Below are 14,471 nucleotides of genomic sequence, written 5' to 3'. Positions count from 1 at the left end.
ATTACACACTTTCATACCAATGTTTGGAACGGTTCACGATGGCTACGATAGACAGCATAACTGGCACTTCTATCAACACACCGACCACTGTTGCAAGTGCGGCGCCCGAGTGAAACCCGAACAAAGCAATCGCTGTCGCCACTGCCAGCTCAAAAAAATTAGATGCCCCAATCAGTGCAGAGGGGCCCGCCACACAATGGGCGACCTTGAATTGTTTATTCAGCCAGTAGGCCAGCAGGGCGTTGAAATAGACCTGGATCAAAATCGGCACCGCCAGCAAGGCAATCACCAAAGGTTGCGACAGGATTTGCCCACCTTGGAAAGCAAACAGCAACACCAGCGTCAACAATAATGCCGCCATGGAAAAGGGTTGGATGGTTTGCAGGGTGGCTGCGAATCGATGAGGCCCTTTTGCCAGCAGCCAATTCCGTAGCAGTTGACTCAATATCAGTGGTACAACGATAAACAGGCTCACTGATACCAGCAAGGTTTGCCAGGGGATGATAATGCTGGATAGCCCGAGCAGGAGTGCGACCAGGGGGGCAAACGCGACCAGCATGATGGCATCATTGATGGCCACCTGCGACAAGGTGAATTTGGGCTCACCCTGACATAAATTGCTCCAGACAAATACCATGGCCGTACAGGGTGCGGCGGCCAGTAAAATCAGCCCGGCAATATAACTGTCAATCTGCTCGGCGGGTAACCAGTCGGCAAACAGGTGACGAATGAACAGCCAGGCGAGCAAGGCCATGGAAAACGGCTTCACCAGCCAGTTAATCACCAGGGTGACCGTGATGCCTTTGGCATGGCCCAATACCTCGCGCATGGCGCCAAAATCCACCTTGAGCAGCATGGGGATAATCATGAGCCAGATCAGGGCGGCCACGGGCAAGTTCACCTCTGCCCATTTCAGCGCTCCCAGCGCCTGAAAAAAATCTGGGGCAAGTTTGCCCAGTGCGATGCCGGTGATAATGCACGCCAGTACCCACCAGGTCAGATGGCGCTCAAAATTTCCAATACCTGAAGCTTGATTTGTCATCGGCTTAAACATCCTTCTTTTTGATTTGAATACTGACTGGCTGTGCCATCGGGGTGCAGCAGGTGGCTGAAGCAGTTGTTTTCCCTGCATCGTTAAACGTAGGTGCACTTTCCAGCGTCAAATAGCTTTCCCAGGCCAGGCCAGAGGGGTCCTGCACCCAATGTTTATCCGATTTGGCATAACAACAAGTAGTGTCGGTTTGTGATAACACCGCCATGTCTGCGGCTTGCAATCGTGCCTGAATCACTTCCAGTTCTGCGGCGGTTTCTACTTGGATGCCAACGTGATCCAGTCCCGGTGCCTGGCCGCGGGCACTGATGGCAAAATTCACGCGCGGATCTTCAAGCATCCATTTGGCATAGTCTGCCTTTTCAACGCTAGGACCGATTCCAAACAGCGTTGAATAAAAGCGGATGCTCTGTGGCAAATCGGTTACGCGTACATGCAGGTGCATACGTTTCATCGGGTTTCCTTGGAGGTTGGTAAACATTGCAGCTCAGGGCAGCAGGCGCTATCGCCACCACAGCAGTTTTCGGTGAGATAAGCCAGCAAGCCATTCATCTGTGCATAGTTGGCCGTGTAATAAATAAAACGGCTTTCCTGGCGTGCGCAAATCAGGTTGGCATGGGTCAGCGCCTTCAAATGAAAAGACAGCGTGCTGTTCGCAATCTGTAATGAGTCTGACAGCACGCCGGCCGCCAAGCCTTCCGGCCCTGCCTGGACCAGACATCTAAAAATGTCCAGTCGTGCTGATTGGGCAATGGCAGACAGTGCAGTGAGCGCTTGTTCTTTATTCATATTTCTATATTTCCACAAATATGGAAATATATCAAGTGCTGTGTCTGCTGAAAAAATACAGCAGGGATTGCAGCGAAGAAAAAGCCCTGCAAGGCAGGGCGGGTGTGTTTATTCAGGCGAGGGCAAGAGCCATTGGGTTAAGCGTTGCAGCCAAGCTGTGATCAACAAAATGCTGACAGAATTGGCAGTTTTCTAGTGTCAGTTCGAATGACATTGGCTGTAAAAATAACGGTAGCCAAGGTTTTCGGTAAGGTGGGCAGTTCGGTATCGGCATGTATATATTCTAAGTAGACGCTTTTTTTAATGTGGCCTCCTGAGTGCTCCCCCTTGCTGGCATCTCTGCCAACATGTTTATGAATATGGCCGTAAGAGTACGCTGATGGAAGTGATGCAAATGAACAAGTCAAGTATTTATGCGGCCTATGGCAGCAAGGAGGCATTGTTCCAGAAGGCCGTTGAGCGATACGTGCAGGGGCCTGCCGCCTTTCTGGTAGCGGCGCTGATCCAGCCGACCGCGGGACAGGTGATAGAAGCGCATCCTTACGCAAGCCGCCAATATGCTGGCTGAAACCCACCATCTTGCGGGGTGTCTGGTTACACAAGGTGCACTGGCTTGTGGCACCGAAGCCCAAGCCATAAAAACCTTATTGAATGGCTATCGCATGTCCATGGAGCAGAAGTTAGGCGAGCGCTTTGCGATTGCGGTACAAGCGGGAGAAATTGCGGCTAGTGTAGAGGCGGGCTTGCTGGCCAAGCTGGTAATGACTGTCCATCAAGGCATGACCATAAAAGCCGTGCATGGCGAGTCAGGAGGCGCTTGCGTCGATAGCCAGCACCATGGGCCGGTGATTGACGCAAGACTTCATGCCGACCCAAACAACGACTGAGCTTCGTTAAATGGCATTACGCACCAAGGTCATGGCCGCCAGTTTGGCACGGTTGGCGGCGCCGGTATTGGGTGTGAGGCGCTCCACCAGGGCGGCGCCTTCAAACAGAATGGTCAACTGCTGGCCGAGCGCTTCCGGGTCTTTGGCACCTGCGTCGCGGGCAATCTTGCATAAAAAGCCTTGCAACTCCTTGGATAGCACCACTGAGTATTGATTGATCGGATGATCTTGCTCAGGAAATTCGACGGCGGCAATGTGAAAGGGCAGGCCGCGAAACGCGGGCTGGCTGATCCATTGCTCCATCAATTCACACAATAATAGCAATAACTCCAGCGACTCTGCCTTGCGAGAGGTGAGTTGAGCGGTGAGCCAGGCGTAAAATTTGTCCGATTTGTCACGCAAATAGGCGGTAATCAGCAGATTCTTGCTCGGAAAGTGTTTGTACAGCGTCGCCTTGGCAACCCCGGCTTCGAGGATAATGGTATCCACGCCAGAAGCCTGGATGCCGCGGCTGTCAAACAGCGTGCTTGCAATGTTCAGAATTTTATCTCGCATGTTCATCTGGTATATCCCTTTTTCCCGATTCAGGGCTAGTATTTTTATTCTCTTGGTAAACGATCCCGTCCTTGCGGACGCATCAACTCTTGCGGATACAAGCAGCTGACATAGCCCAGGGCTTGTCTTAAATGCTCCACTTGCTCCACATCCACCTTGCCTTCAGTCACAAACATCAAAAAGGCCTGACGCTGGGCTTCTGGTAACATCGCAGCCTGCGGTAACTGGCAACTGCCACTTTGCATTTTCTGGTAGGCCAGGTTGAGTAAACTCAATGTCACCGGGTCTGCCGTGCCGCCGCCAGCGTGGCTGACTGCGGTCTCTAATGGGGAGGCCTCTTCTGTGACAGGCTTGTGTGGGGCCGTACTCAAGCTCATCCAGATCACGCAGAGGCTGACCAGTGCACCAAATGACCAGCTGCGCTGCCATGTTGTGCTGCCCAATTGGCTATGCACAGACTGCTCAAACAATTGCCATGCACGCGCTGACCCAGTTTGTGTATGCACCTGTATCGCGCCAACGGCCAGGAAAAACCACTGGTCGAGCAGGGCGGCTGGCAGGGCTGCACTGGATTGCTGTTGCGCCTGCTCCAGTAATTGCCGTAATGCCGCAATATCCTGCGCATTCAACGCAACCGCCTTGCCGCTGCGTTGAATGCGTTGCTGGTTCCAATCCATCAGTGCATCACGCAACTGGTAAAACGGGGCATGTTTTGCCCATTGCCGCAGCCCCAAGCGCCACAGCGCCTGGCTGGCATAGGTCATGCCCCTGCGCGTCATGGACTGCCTGGTCTGATTCACAATCGCTAAAAAATTCACCCGGTGACCCCTAAAATTCGCTTGCTTTTTTTTTGTTGGCTGAAGTAGACTGGAAAAAAAGTGAACAGACCTGTCTGCATATTATCGTGTGACTGGCTAAAATGCAAGCAGGGGTTCATTCATCTTTTCAGCGGCCCGATTGGCATCATAGCCCTGGCTGCATTGCTTAACAAGGGATAGACAATGACATCTGCATCTGTAGCAAGCCAACTGGCGGACTGGCGCGATCATGCGCTGACGCTGGAGCATGAAGTGAAAAAAGTGGTGGTGGGTCAGGACCAGGCCATCCGCGCCATTAATATTGCCATTTTTGCCCGCGGTCATGTCTTGCTCGAAGGCGGCGTGGGGGTGGGTAAAACCACCTTGCTGCAATCGATTGCGCGCGGTCTGGGCGGCGCTTATGAGCGGATTGAGGGCACGGTAGACCTGATGCCCAATGACCTCATTTACCATACTTTTCTCGGTGAAGATGGTCGCCCCAAGGTCGAAGAGGGGCCATTGCTGCGCGCCGGTGAGCAACTGTCGGTCTTTTTCTTCAACGAAATCAACCGTGCCCGCCCGCAAGTTCATGCCTTGATGTTGCGGGTCATGGCCGAGCGTCATGTCACCGCCTTCAAAAAAGAATACCGCTTGCCGCATATGCTGGTATTTGCGGACCGTAACCAGGTCGAGAAAAATGAAACCTTCGAGATTCCTTCCGCTGCGCGCGACCGGTTCATGATGGAAATCCCGATTGATATTCCAGACGATCGCAATTTGCGCAAGGCACTGATGTTTGATGTCAAATTCCAGCATGCAGAGCGCCTCACGCAGCAAGTCCAGTCCGGCGTGCTGGCCTATGACCAGCTGAATGCGTTTTCAGATGTGCTGCAAAGCCATATTCAGGCCAGTGACGTGTTACAGGAGTATGCGCTGGATTTATGGCAGGCGACGCAATCCCCGGCAGCGTTCGGCGTGCGTCTGGAGAGTGTGGATGTTAACCGCCTGATTCATACCGGCGCCAGCCCGCGCGGCATGGGGATGCTGCTCAAGGCCGCGCGTGTGCATGCCTGGCTCATGCAGCGCGAGCATTTGTATCCAGAGGATATCCATGCCGTCTTTCATGAAATCATCGCGCACCGCCTGGTATTGAATCCGATGTTCGAGAGCCGCCGTACGCAACTGTCCCGTGAGCTGACCCAGCAGATTCTTGCCACGGTCAGCGTCCCGGAACGGGCCAAAGCCGCATGATGCCAGACCATGATACCCGATAAAGTACAGTCCTTTTTTTACCAGGTGCCGTGGCGTTCAGCCAGTGTGCATAGCGGAGCGCATCAGGGGGTTCAGCGCGGCATTGGTGATGAGTTCAGCAAGCATGTCTCGCTGGTGGATTATCCAGATGCCAGACGGCTGGATTTGCGGCAAACCTTGCGTGACCCTTATGAACAGATCCAGATCCGGGTTTTCAAGCAAGAGGCTTCCACGCCGCTGTATGCCTTGTGTGATTTGTCCAGTTCCATGCAGTTCAAGGGGCACGTCAGCAAATATGAAACCTTGCAGGCGATAGCGGCTGCGGTTGCTTGCTCTGCCCATGAAAACAGCGATTTGTTCGGCATGGTCTGCTACCAGCATCGTGTGCTGCCAGAGCTTAGCCTGGCACCCGGGCACCACGCGCAACAATCCTTTGACACCATTGCGCAACTGACAGAAGTTGAGGCGGGGCCTCAGGATGGACAAGGGATTGTAGAGGCGACGGCCTGGCTGGGGCAGCAAAAAGGACTGGTGTTCTGGATCTCGGATTTTCACCTGCCCTTGTCGCTGATTGAGCAAAGTCTGAACAGTCTGTCTAACCATCAGGTGATCCCGCTGGTGTTATGGGATCCGCAGGAATATGAGCGCTTGCCACGGTTGGGCTTTGGCAATTTGCAAGATCCCGAGACCGGGCAGCAAATAACCATTTTTTTCCGGCCCGCTTTGCGTGCCCGCTTTGTGGCGCAGTTTGAGCAGCGCAAGCAAGCGCTGGATCAATTATTCGCCAGGTTTGAGATTCGCCCGTTGTATGTCACAGGCGCGTTTGAAGCGGCGATGCTTTCCGATTATTTTGAACAACTTATTCAATAGCGTGTGGCGATGAATCCATTTTTGATAGTTTGCTTAACCGGCTTGATCTGGATGGCACCAGTCAAGGCCGAATCCCTGGCCAAAGAGGATGCGGCACCACCTCAAGCGGTCGCCTCCTCTGCAGCACAGGCCATCCAGGTGTTGCATCTGCAAAATCCTGCGCACTATGCAGGCATTCAGATTGGCGATGTCCTGCAACGGCGCATCACGCTGTCTGTCCCTGAGTCGCTGCAACTGCAGCCAGACAAGCTCCCAATCAAGGGCGTGCAGCGTAACGGTATCGAGTTAAGGCAGGTGCAAGAGACGCATGCCAGACAAGCGGGCAAAACGGTGTATACGCTGACGTTTGAGTATCAGGTGTTTGCCAGCAGCGGCCAGCCCGTGCAATTAGCCTTACCGCCCGAACCGATTGTGTTTACGAGTGGCGCCAGCGTGACGCTACCCGCCTGGCGCTTTTGGCTGATGGCGCAACTGCCTGACCGGATGCAACCGGCCAAACCTACCTTGCTGGGCCAGCACCGCGCAGCCTTACTGGACACACACCCCTTAAGCCTAGGCTTGCTGGTCAGTGGGGGGCTGGCTTTGCTGGGCAGTTTCATTTTGCTATACCGCAATGCCAGCTGGGCCTGGTTGCCCATGCTGAATGGCCCGTTCGCTCAGGCGTATCGGCGCCTGCAACGCTTGCCTGCTACACATGAGGGCGCAACCCTGGCGGCACTGGCGATGCAGCAAGCTTTTAACCAGCATTTTGGCCAGCAGATGCTGGCCAGTCAGGTGCCCATGTTTGTCGCCAAACAGCCTGTATTTGCGGCGTATACCGACCAGATTCAGCAGTTTTATGCGCAATCCAATACACTGCTTTATGGTAACCAGCTGCCTGCGGCAGCCGATTATCTGCAGCAATGCAAGATGTTGACACGTCAGTTGCGCAGTTGTGAGCGGGGCGTCTGATGCACAGCCTGAGTCCCTGGTTTTTACTCCTGTTGCCGGTGATTGCCGTCCCGTTTTTGCTGACCAGCCGCCATGCGCAAGCTTACTCGTGGCTTGAGATGGTGCCGGACGATCCGTTCTCCGAGCGCATTCATCTATTGGTTAAGGCCGCAACGAGTCTGATGTTATTGTGTCTGGTGCTAGCCCTGGCCGGATTGCAGGGCGATAGCCATCAGGAAAAGAAAATCGGCAAGGGCGCACAAAGCGTGTTTGTGATTGACCGCAGCGTTAGCATGGACCATCCATTTGCCGGGCAAAGCGTGGGCGGGCGCGCCGCTGAAATCAAGTCTGCGGCGGCCAGACGGCTGATTACCGCCTTTATTGACTCACGGCCTGATGACATGATGGGGGTGGTGGGGTTTACCAATTCAGCGTTGTATGGCATGAAAATCACCACCAACCGTGACGGCATTCACGCTGCGATCCAGGCAGCGACGGGGCCAGCCATTAACCAGACCAATATCGGGGCGGGTATTACGCATGCCGTGACCCTGTTCGAGCAGATTCCCAGTACCGGCTCACGCGCGATTGTGCTGCTGTCCGACGGCGCCGGTAAGTTAAGCCCGCGCGTCAAATACCAGATCCGCAAACAGCTGGTGGGTAAAAAGCTCAATTTGTACTGGATTGTGTTGCGTGAGCCGGACGACATCAGCATTTTTACGCAAAACAGCTATGACGATGACCATCTGCCCGAGGCGATTGCGCTGGACCGTTTTTTTCAGTCGCTCAATATCAAATACAAGGCATTTGAAGCGGATAACGCCACCGCACTCGAGTCCGCCTTGCGTGAGATTGACGCCAAGGAAAAGAACCTGATTCAGTACGACATCATGATTCCGGGCCATGATTACGCCAGGGATTTGATCATCGTAGCGTTATTGCTGGGGCTGGCCCTGTTGTTGATTAAACAGATAAAGGTATACGAATGAGCATCTATCGCAAACATGCCAATACACTCTGGCTGGGCCTGACGCTGGCAGGCCTGGCAGGAACACTGTATTTTGGCTGGCAATTACACGCTACACGCGTACTCAACGCCCAGATCGCCGCTGGCGAGGTGATTAAAACGGGCGGCCAGGCTTATCTGCAGAAATTTACTGCGGCGTATGACCAGGGTCAACATGGCGACTATAAACATGCGGTGCAAACCTATGGTCAGGCCCTTGAGGCATCGCCACCTGCCAATGCACTGCCGCATATCCACTTTAATATCGGCAACAACCTGTTTTTGTCCGGCCTCGTACGCACGGTCAACGAAGATGGCTCGTTTCAGGATGAAGCCCGCTATGCGTTTAGCCAGGCCAAAATTGCTTATGAGCAGGCCTTGCGTTTGCAACCGGATGACCAGACGGCAAAATTCAACTTGTCGCTGCTGCATTCGGTCATGGCACGTGGCATGCAAGCCGGTAGCAAGGAGCAATCGCATATGGAACTCAGTAACTTACCGATAGGATTACCCTGATGCGTGGATGGGCGTGGTTAAGCAAACATTATGAGCCGGTCTGCTACGGTTTGGCCCTGGGCCTGCTCGGCTTGGCGCTGCTCAAGCCTGAGGTTCAGCTCAAGCAGCAGGTGCAGCATTATTTGATGATTGCCGATGTGTCACAAAGCATGAATGCAGAGGATGTGCTGCTGAATGAACAGACTGTGAGTCGCCTGGCCTATAGCCAGCATTTAATGAAGCAGTTGGTGCAGCGATCACCTTGTGGCACATACTTTAGCCTGGGCATTTTTGCCTCGGATAATATCGCCATGCTGCAAACGCCGCTGGAGGTATGCAAAAACCTGGATGTGATTACCGACGGCATCGACCACCTGGAATGGCGCATGGCCTGGAAAGGCAACAGTCGCCTGAGCTTTGCCGTGCATGCGGCGACCCATGTCTATGATGCGCTCAATCAACCGGCGCAAATGCTGTTTTTTACGGATGGCGATGAAGCGCCGCGCGTCAATGTGACGATCAAACAGGACTTGAGCGGGGTACAGATTGGTGAGTTTTTCACCTTTGTCGGTGTAGGCGGCGCAGAAAAAGTGGCGATTCCGCGCTACAACTCTGCCAATAAACGCGTCGGGGACTGGCCGGTGAGTGACAACAATAACGCGGGGGCTGTTGGCGTGACTTATGCCGACCCCAGCCAGGATGAGCCAGATCCACCCGTGGCTTACGCCGAGTATGACCGCATGCTGTCGCAACTGGAGGAAGACTATTTAAAATCACTGGCGGCCGAGTTTAAAGGCAGTTATGTCAAAGGTGTAGACCAGCCAGCTTTTTACCAGGCATTGGCGGCTAAGCCAGCCACCGCCAGCTTTGTCACCGATTACCCTTTACGCAGCTTTTATTTGCTGTCTGCCCTGGTGCTGATACTGGCGACTTATGTGCCCGATTTGCGCATGCGGCGAACGGCAGGGGCGCGCAGTTAATCCTGTGCAGGCATCAAGGTCAGGCAGGTAATTTCAGAAGGGGAACCAAAGCGGTTGGGGGGGCCCCAATAGCCGGTGCCGCGACTGACATAAATCCATAAGTCTTGCAGGCGGTGCAGCCCGGCAACATAGGGTTGTTGCAAGGGCACAAAGTATTTCCAGGGCCAGAACTGGCCACCATGTGTATGCCCGGATAGCTGCAAATCAAAGCCGGCCGCCTGGGCGGCTTCGGCAGAGCGTGGCTGATGCGCGAGCAGGATTTTAGGCGCCGCGGCAGGCGCACCGGCAATGGCGGCCTGAGGGTCGCTGTGGTGATCCTCGTAAAAGCTGCCAGCCGTATAGTCTGTCACACCCGCCACCACCAAGGTGGCTTCTCCGTGCAGCAGTTGTACATGCTCATTGAGCAAAACGCGTATACCAAGACGTTCCAGTTCATGAATCCAGGCCAAGGCACCGGAATAGTACTCATGATTGCCGGTGACAAAAAAGCTGCCATGGCGCGCTGATAACTGCGCCAGTGGGCGCGTGTGTTCCGCCAGTTCATGCACACGCCCATCCACCAGGTCGCCGGTAATCGCGATCAAATCCGCTTCCAGCGCATTCACCGCTTCAACGATGCGTGACAGATAGGGCTGCTTGATGGTCGGGCCGACATGAATATCACTGATTTGTGCAATCTTGAAGCCATGCAGGGCGGCCGGCAAGTTGCGTAACGGCACGCTGACATGGATGACGCGAGCCAGTTTACGTGCGTGAAAAAACCCAATCAGGCTGATGACGCAGGCAATCAGCAAGGTAGCGAACGCGGTTTGCCGTTCCAGCCATAAAAAGTCCACCTTAACGACTCCTGTCGCATGTAAGCCGGCGACGGCCAACAGCAATCCATCCCGCAGCACAGTGAATACAAGCAAAGACGAAAATAGCCCCATCACCGTCATGGCGATCCAGCTCACTCGGTCTCGGAGGGCTTCGCTACGTAAGCCCCGTGCCAGGAAAGCGACAGGTTGTAGCAAGGCGGAGAGTGCCAGTGCCAGCCATCCCAGCCATAACACTGTGCTTGGCCAGTCCAGGCCAGACAACAAGCGGCTGCCAATGTAGTAATGCAGTAACCCGACCAGGGTTGTGGTGATGATTAAAAAACGCAGGGGAGGCATGGTTGAGCTGGAATCTTTTATGAGGAGGTCTTAGCTTAGATGGCGTTTAAACGTTAAGTTTCAAGCCATGCGGTGTGGATGACCGCTTGAGCGGCCTGATTGCGTGGCGTCAGCAATCAGGCTGGTTAAACCATTGGTGCTGATATTGCTCAAAGGCCTGGATCGCCCTCGTAGGCCTTAAACGGGCATCTTGCAGGCATTTGCGGCGCCAGTCATCCAGCTGCTCCATGCTCAGGTGAATATGTTCGGCATGCAAAGACGGAAAGTGGCCATTGAGCAGCTGCGGCATGTCGTGCAGGGCGAGCGAGACCTGGCTGCGGTAATAGGCTAGTTTGTGTTCAAACTCGTTATCCAGCCTGCGATAACGTTGTAACAGGTAATTCGGGATGCGAGAAAAACGCAAGGCCTGGTCGGCACTGGCCAGGCGGCTGACGGCGCGCTGGACGATGCTGGCATCACAATGCAGGCCCTGGCTCAGGGTGTCGACGATGGTATTGCGGTGTATGCGCAACAGTTTGCCTGGGGTCGGAATCTCGGGCTGGTGCAAATAGGCATCCATGGCCCACTCGGCCGCGGCGTGCGTGAGCAGGCTGTGGTGTTGCCACTTGGCCTCAAACGTCGGCACAAAGTGCTGGTGGGCCACTACGTCTGTGAGCAGATGCAGGTTATAGCCCACGCCCAATGCACGCTGGCGCTCATTTTTGCTTTGCAGGAGCTGTTGGCCGATGCCCCAGCCATGGCTATGGTTGAACGAGCGCGAAACCACAGCCAGGTCGGGCAGGCAGGCGCCAGCCATCACCAGCGAAGGGTAACGCTGGATCACGCTGAGCCAGGACAAAGGAAGCAAGGGCAGTGTTTGTAGCGGCAGGCTTTGTAACCACTGGTGAGTGTAAGCCACATGCGAATACAATCCCCATGCATGCGCTTCACCAGGCAGGGCGAATAACAGGCAACAGGTGATCAGTAAGGCTCTCAGTAACATGGGCGCACTTTGCGCCTGCTAAGTGACAGTTGCATGAAGTCTGTATGACATTGATATGAAAGTGATTTTGGTCATAAAACCATCATGAAGCGTTGTTAGACTCTGTAAAGTTTTTAATATGGAATCTGTGCAATACAGCATTTGTCATGAAAATATTAATGATTTCAGATGTCTACTTTCCACGCGTCAATGGCGTATCCACCAGCATCCGCACATTTGCGCAAAGCTTGCGCCAGCAAGGCCATGTGGTGCATCTGATTGCGCCCAAATATCCGGTGGCGATTGAGCAGTCTCAAACAGAAGACGAGCAGTGGATTACGCGCATCGATGCCCGCAAAATCGTGTTTGATCCTGAAGATTATTTGATGAAATGGTCCGCCTTGATGGACTATGCCGGGCATTTGCATGCGGGTGACTACGACCTGGTCCATATTCATACGCCGTTTATTGCGCATTATGCGGGGCTTAAAATTGCCAAACAATTGCAGGTGCCTGCAGTAGAAACCTACCACACCTTTTTTGAGGACTACATGCACCACTATTTGCCCTGGGTGCCTCGCAGTCTGGCGGTGCGGATTGCACAATCGGTCTCGCGCAAGCAATGCCAGCAGGTGGATACCGTGGTATCGCCTTCGGCGCAAATGCGTGATGTGTTGCAACAATACGGGGTGACGACACCGATTACCGTAATCCCGACCGGGCTGGATGCCTCACGTTTTATTCCCGGTGATGGTGCCGCATTCCGTGAGAAGTATGGCATTCCCGCTCAGCGTCCGTTGTTGCTGTTTGTTGGCCGCGTTGCACATGAAAAAAATATCCAGTTCCTGCTTGAAATGCTTTCTCTGGTGATTCAGGATCATCCTGAAGTCTTGCTGGTGATCACGGGTGAAGGCCCGGCAGAAGCCATGCTGAAGAAAATGAGCCGCGACAAGGGCTTGCAACAGCATGTCATGTTCCTGGGCTACCTGGACCGTGCCATTGGGCTCAATGCGGCCTATCAGGCGGCAGATATTTTTGTGTTTGCCTCCAAGAGCGAGACACAAGGCCTGGTGCTGCTTGAAGCCATGGCGCAGGCCACGCCCGTGGTCGCGATTGCCGAGCTGGGCACGGCTTCTATCCTGCGTCAGGAGCAGGGCGCCCTGATTGCCAAAGATGACGAACTGCATTTCGCTGAACAAGTCCAAACCTTGCTCATTGATCGTCAGTTGCGCGAACGCATCGGTAAACAAGGCAAGCGCTATGTGGAGCAAGTCTGGTCCAGCGATGCGCAGGCGACCAAGTTGATTGAGTGCTACCAGCGCCTGGTGCTCTCGCATTTGAGTCTGGCCGCTTCCGCAACGGCTTAATACGCGGACGCGCGCCTTTGTCTGCGATCGGGAAGATTGACGCTTGACGCTCGGGCATTGCCCAGCCAAGATGTGTGCAAGTTTGTGTTTAACAAACTCAATATAAAACACATCAGGAGAATCAAACATGTTTACAACCGATCAATGCTGTACGCTGGTGCCTTATTTTGAGGTACAAGCCGAACATCTGGCAGCATTCAAAGCACTGGGCGCAACATTCGTGGAAAAAACACGCCAGGAACCGGGTTGCCTGCACTATGCTTTTTCGTTCAATGGTAATATCGCGCATTGCCGTGAAGGCTACCGGGACGCTGAATCATTGCTCGCACATCTTGAGAATGTGGCCGCCCCCTTAGCCGAGGCACTGAAACTGGCCAAAATTATCCGTCTCGAAGTGCACGCGCCTGCCGCCGAGATTGAAAAACTGAAACAGCCGCTGGCAGCGTTGAATCCTGACTTTTTTGTCCTTGAACCAGGGTTACGCCGTACTGCCTGAATCACGATCATCTGATCCTGGTTGAGCGTCTGATCAAAGCGCCACGAGTTTCGTGGCGCTTTTTATTGGCCGGTCTTCACGCAGACCAAGCGCGTTGTTTTGACAAGAGTGTTGTTAGGAAAAGGGATGTCGCATGACGTTGCAAGCGATGCAAAATATTAATCTGGTGTCGTTGCTCGACTCATTGTTGAGCTTGTCGACGGCTTTTGTTTGCGGCGCTATTATCGGCTTTGAGCGGCAATACCGCCAACGCACCGCCGGTTTGCGCACCAATGTGCTGGTGGCCATTGGCGCCGCCATTTTTGTGGATATGGCCAACCGGCTCATGTCGCATGATGGTGCGGTGCACGTGGTAGCCTATGTGGTCTCCGGTATCGGGTTTCTGGGCGCGGGCGTGATCATGCGTGAAGAGGGCAATGTGCGAGGCTTGAATACGGCGGCTACGCTATGGGGTTCTGCGGCCGTGGGGGCGTGTGCCGGTGCTGACCTGTTGCTGGAGGCCTTATTGGGCACCTTGTTTGTGCTGGCGACCAATACCTTGTTACGCCCGGTCGTCAATCAGATCAACCGCAAACCCATCAATACCTTGCATGTGGAGGCGACAACGACGGTGTATGTGATTGCTGCGCGCCGTTACCAGAAAGAGGCGATGAGCTTGCTTGAAAGCACGCTGGAGCAAGCCAAATATCCGACCAAGCATTTGCAGATGCATGCATTTGGTAACGATTGTGTTGAAATTGAGGCCATGTTGCTGGCCAGTGCCATCCGTGAAGCCGAGCTGGAAGCCGTGATTCAGCAATTGTTGACCTCACCTTATGTATCACAAGCGTTCTGGAGCCCAAGCATGCTGGATTAGCTATGGCTCACCGCGGGCATCACGTG

The 14,471-nt window shown here is 54.1% G+C and carries 18 protein-coding genes; 11 read left to right on the top strand and 7 right to left on the bottom strand.

Translation table 11 applies throughout. From position 1 onward, the window contains the following. Position 1: 1 nt before the first annotated feature. The 3 genes from arsB to GOC95_RS03450 are packed head-to-tail and all read right to left on the bottom strand — an operon-like array spanning position 2 to position 1,840. A complete protein-coding gene (gene arsB, locus GOC95_RS03460) occupies positions 2–1,042 on the bottom strand; it encodes an ACR3 family arsenite efflux transporter (protein WP_275355780.1) in 1,041 nt (346 codons plus the stop codon). Between the two features lie 4 nt (positions 1,043–1,046). Continuing rightward, on the bottom strand, positions 1,047–1,505 hold the full coding sequence (locus GOC95_RS03455) for an ArsI/CadI family heavy metal resistance metalloenzyme (RefSeq protein ID WP_275355779.1): 459 nt from the start codon (positions 1,503–1,505) through the stop codon (positions 1,047–1,049). Next, positions 1,502–1,840 carry a helix-turn-helix domain-containing protein gene (locus GOC95_RS03450; RefSeq protein WP_275355777.1) on the bottom strand — a complete coding sequence of 113 codons (339 nt, stop codon included), beginning with the start codon at positions 1,838–1,840 and terminating at the stop codon, positions 1,502–1,504. Before GOC95_RS03450 ends, GOC95_RS03455 begins: the two co-directional genes overlap by 4 nt. A gap of 394 nt (positions 1,841–2,234) precedes the next feature. Between GOC95_RS03450 and GOC95_RS03445 the strand changes: the two genes are divergently transcribed. Together GOC95_RS03445 and GOC95_RS03440 are read left to right on the top strand one after the other, a co-directional pair. Next, positions 2,235–2,408, top strand: a complete 174-nt coding sequence (locus tag GOC95_RS03445; protein ID WP_275355776.1) for a hypothetical protein — start codon at positions 2,235–2,237, stop codon at positions 2,406–2,408. Continuing rightward, positions 2,398–2,727: a hypothetical protein gene (locus tag GOC95_RS03440; RefSeq protein WP_275355774.1), complete on the top strand. Its 330-nt coding sequence runs from the start codon at positions 2,398–2,400 to the stop codon at positions 2,725–2,727. The genes GOC95_RS03445 and GOC95_RS03440 overlap by 11 nt, the downstream gene beginning before the upstream one ends. 6 nt (positions 2,728–2,733) lie before the next feature. On the opposite strand, the gene GOC95_RS03435 is transcribed toward GOC95_RS03440, so the two are convergent. Continuing rightward, positions 2,734–3,288, bottom strand: coding sequence for a TetR/AcrR family transcriptional regulator (locus GOC95_RS03435; protein ID WP_275355772.1), 555 nt, complete (start codon positions 3,286–3,288; stop codon positions 2,734–2,736). A gap of 38 nt (positions 3,289–3,326) precedes the next feature. Continuing rightward, complete coding sequence (locus tag GOC95_RS03430) at positions 3,327–4,100, bottom strand: hypothetical protein (protein ID WP_275355770.1); 774 nt, start codon at positions 4,098–4,100, stop codon at positions 3,327–3,329. 183 nt (positions 4,101–4,283) lie between these two features. Between GOC95_RS03430 and GOC95_RS03425 the strand changes: the two genes are divergently transcribed. From GOC95_RS03425 to GOC95_RS03400, 6 genes are read left to right on the top strand one after another with little or no spacing between them, the layout of a single operon-like run. Next, the gene (locus tag GOC95_RS03425) at positions 4,284–5,330 is read left to right on the top strand and encodes a MoxR family ATPase (RefSeq protein WP_275355768.1); all 1,047 of its coding nucleotides are present in this window, start codon (positions 4,284–4,286) and stop codon (positions 5,328–5,330) included. A 9-nt stretch (positions 5,331–5,339) separates the two neighbouring features. Further along, positions 5,340–6,200: a hypothetical protein gene (locus tag GOC95_RS03420; protein WP_275355767.1), complete on the top strand. Its 861-nt coding sequence runs from the start codon at positions 5,340–5,342 to the stop codon at positions 6,198–6,200. A 51-nt stretch (positions 6,201–6,251) separates the two neighbouring features. After that, positions 6,252–7,151 carry a hypothetical protein gene (locus GOC95_RS03415; RefSeq protein WP_275355765.1) on the top strand — a complete coding sequence of 300 codons (900 nt, stop codon included), beginning with the start codon at positions 6,252–6,254 and terminating at the stop codon, positions 7,149–7,151. Continuing rightward, positions 7,151–8,119, top strand: a complete 969-nt coding sequence (locus tag GOC95_RS03410; RefSeq protein ID WP_275355763.1) for a vWA domain-containing protein — start codon at positions 7,151–7,153, stop codon at positions 8,117–8,119. The genes GOC95_RS03415 and GOC95_RS03410 overlap by 1 nt, the downstream gene beginning before the upstream one ends. Beyond that, complete coding sequence (locus GOC95_RS03405; protein ID WP_194748151.1) at positions 8,116–8,652, top strand: hypothetical protein; 537 nt, start codon at positions 8,116–8,118, stop codon at positions 8,650–8,652. The genes GOC95_RS03410 and GOC95_RS03405 overlap by 4 nt, the downstream gene beginning before the upstream one ends. Continuing rightward, complete coding sequence (locus tag GOC95_RS03400; RefSeq protein ID WP_275355762.1) at positions 8,652–9,611, top strand: VWA domain-containing protein; 960 nt, start codon at positions 8,652–8,654, stop codon at positions 9,609–9,611. Before GOC95_RS03405 ends, GOC95_RS03400 begins: the two co-directional genes overlap by 1 nt. Here the strand turns inward: GOC95_RS03400 and GOC95_RS03395 are convergent. Beyond that, complete coding sequence (locus GOC95_RS03395; RefSeq protein WP_275355760.1) at positions 9,608–10,765, bottom strand: metallophosphoesterase; 1,158 nt, start codon at positions 10,763–10,765, stop codon at positions 9,608–9,610. The two genes, GOC95_RS03400 and GOC95_RS03395, sit on opposite strands and share 4 nt — an antisense overlap. 109 nt (positions 10,766–10,874) lie before the next feature. After that, positions 10,875–11,747 carry a zinc dependent phospholipase C family protein gene (locus GOC95_RS03390; protein ID WP_194748148.1) on the bottom strand — a complete coding sequence of 291 codons (873 nt, stop codon included), beginning with the start codon at positions 11,745–11,747 and terminating at the stop codon, positions 10,875–10,877. Between the two features lie 146 nt (positions 11,748–11,893). Here GOC95_RS03390 and GOC95_RS03385 point away from each other — a divergent pair, with 146 nt between their 5' ends. The 3 genes from GOC95_RS03385 (at position 11,894) to GOC95_RS03375 (ending at position 14,445) form a co-directional block, all read left to right on the top strand. Then, positions 11,894–13,093: a glycosyltransferase gene (locus GOC95_RS03385; protein ID WP_275355757.1), complete on the top strand. Its 1,200-nt coding sequence runs from the start codon at positions 11,894–11,896 to the stop codon at positions 13,091–13,093. 127 nt (positions 13,094–13,220) lie between these two features. Further along, positions 13,221–13,589 carry an antibiotic biosynthesis monooxygenase gene (locus tag GOC95_RS03380; protein ID WP_194748146.1) on the top strand — a complete coding sequence of 123 codons (369 nt, stop codon included), beginning with the start codon at positions 13,221–13,223 and terminating at the stop codon, positions 13,587–13,589. Between the two features lie 133 nt (positions 13,590–13,722). Beyond that, the gene (locus GOC95_RS03375; RefSeq protein WP_275355755.1) at positions 13,723–14,445 is read left to right on the top strand and encodes an MgtC/SapB family protein; all 723 of its coding nucleotides are present in this window, start codon (positions 13,723–13,725) and stop codon (positions 14,443–14,445) included. Positions 14,446–14,471 lie beyond the last annotated feature (26 nt).

It is taken from the genome of Methylophilus sp. YYY-1 (assembly GCF_029132825.1).
Lineage (GTDB): Bacteria > Pseudomonadota > Gammaproteobacteria > Burkholderiales > Methylophilaceae > Methylophilus > Methylophilus glucosoxydans.
The sequence above is the reverse complement of the archived record's forward strand: the minus strand, read 5'-3'. Positions and strand labels throughout refer to the sequence as shown.

Coding starts and splice junctions, on each gene's coding strand:
- GOC95_RS03450 (WP_275355777.1), bottom strand. CDS start 1,840: ATGAATAAAGAACAAGCGCTCACTGCACTGTCTGCCATTGCCCAATCA.
- GOC95_RS03400 (WP_275355762.1), top strand. CDS start 8,652: ATGCGTGGATGGGCGTGGTTAAGCAAACATTATGAGCCGGTCTGCTAC.
- GOC95_RS03385 (WP_275355757.1), top strand. CDS start 11,894: ATGAAAATATTAATGATTTCAGATGTCTACTTTCCACGCGTCAATGGC.
- GOC95_RS03415 (WP_275355765.1), top strand. CDS start 6,252: ATGGCACCAGTCAAGGCCGAATCCCTGGCCAAAGAGGATGCGGCACCA.
- GOC95_RS03405 (WP_194748151.1), top strand. CDS start 8,116: ATGAGCATCTATCGCAAACATGCCAATACACTCTGGCTGGGCCTGACG.
- GOC95_RS03410 (WP_275355763.1), top strand. CDS start 7,151: ATGCACAGCCTGAGTCCCTGGTTTTTACTCCTGTTGCCGGTGATTGCC.
- GOC95_RS03425 (WP_275355768.1), top strand. CDS start 4,284: ATGACATCTGCATCTGTAGCAAGCCAACTGGCGGACTGGCGCGATCAT.
- arsB (WP_275355780.1), bottom strand. CDS start 1,042: ATGACAAATCAAGCTTCAGGTATTGGAAATTTTGAGCGCCATCTGACC.
- GOC95_RS03390 (WP_194748148.1), bottom strand. CDS start 11,747: ATGTTACTGAGAGCCTTACTGATCACCTGTTGCCTGTTATTCGCCCTG.
- GOC95_RS03455 (WP_275355779.1), bottom strand. CDS start 1,505: ATGAAACGTATGCACCTGCATGTACGCGTAACCGATTTGCCACAGAGC.
- GOC95_RS03440 (WP_275355774.1), top strand. CDS start 2,398: ATGCTGGCTGAAACCCACCATCTTGCGGGGTGTCTGGTTACACAAGGT.
- GOC95_RS03380 (WP_194748146.1), top strand. CDS start 13,221: ATGTTTACAACCGATCAATGCTGTACGCTGGTGCCTTATTTTGAGGTA.
- GOC95_RS03445 (WP_275355776.1), top strand. CDS start 2,235: ATGAACAAGTCAAGTATTTATGCGGCCTATGGCAGCAAGGAGGCATTG.
- GOC95_RS03375 (WP_275355755.1), top strand. CDS start 13,723: ATGACGTTGCAAGCGATGCAAAATATTAATCTGGTGTCGTTGCTCGAC.
- GOC95_RS03435 (WP_275355772.1), bottom strand. CDS start 3,288: ATGAACATGCGAGATAAAATTCTGAACATTGCAAGCACGCTGTTTGAC.
- GOC95_RS03395 (WP_275355760.1), bottom strand. CDS start 10,765: ATGCCTCCCCTGCGTTTTTTAATCATCACCACAACCCTGGTCGGGTTA.
- GOC95_RS03420 (WP_275355767.1), top strand. CDS start 5,340: ATGATACCCGATAAAGTACAGTCCTTTTTTTACCAGGTGCCGTGGCGT.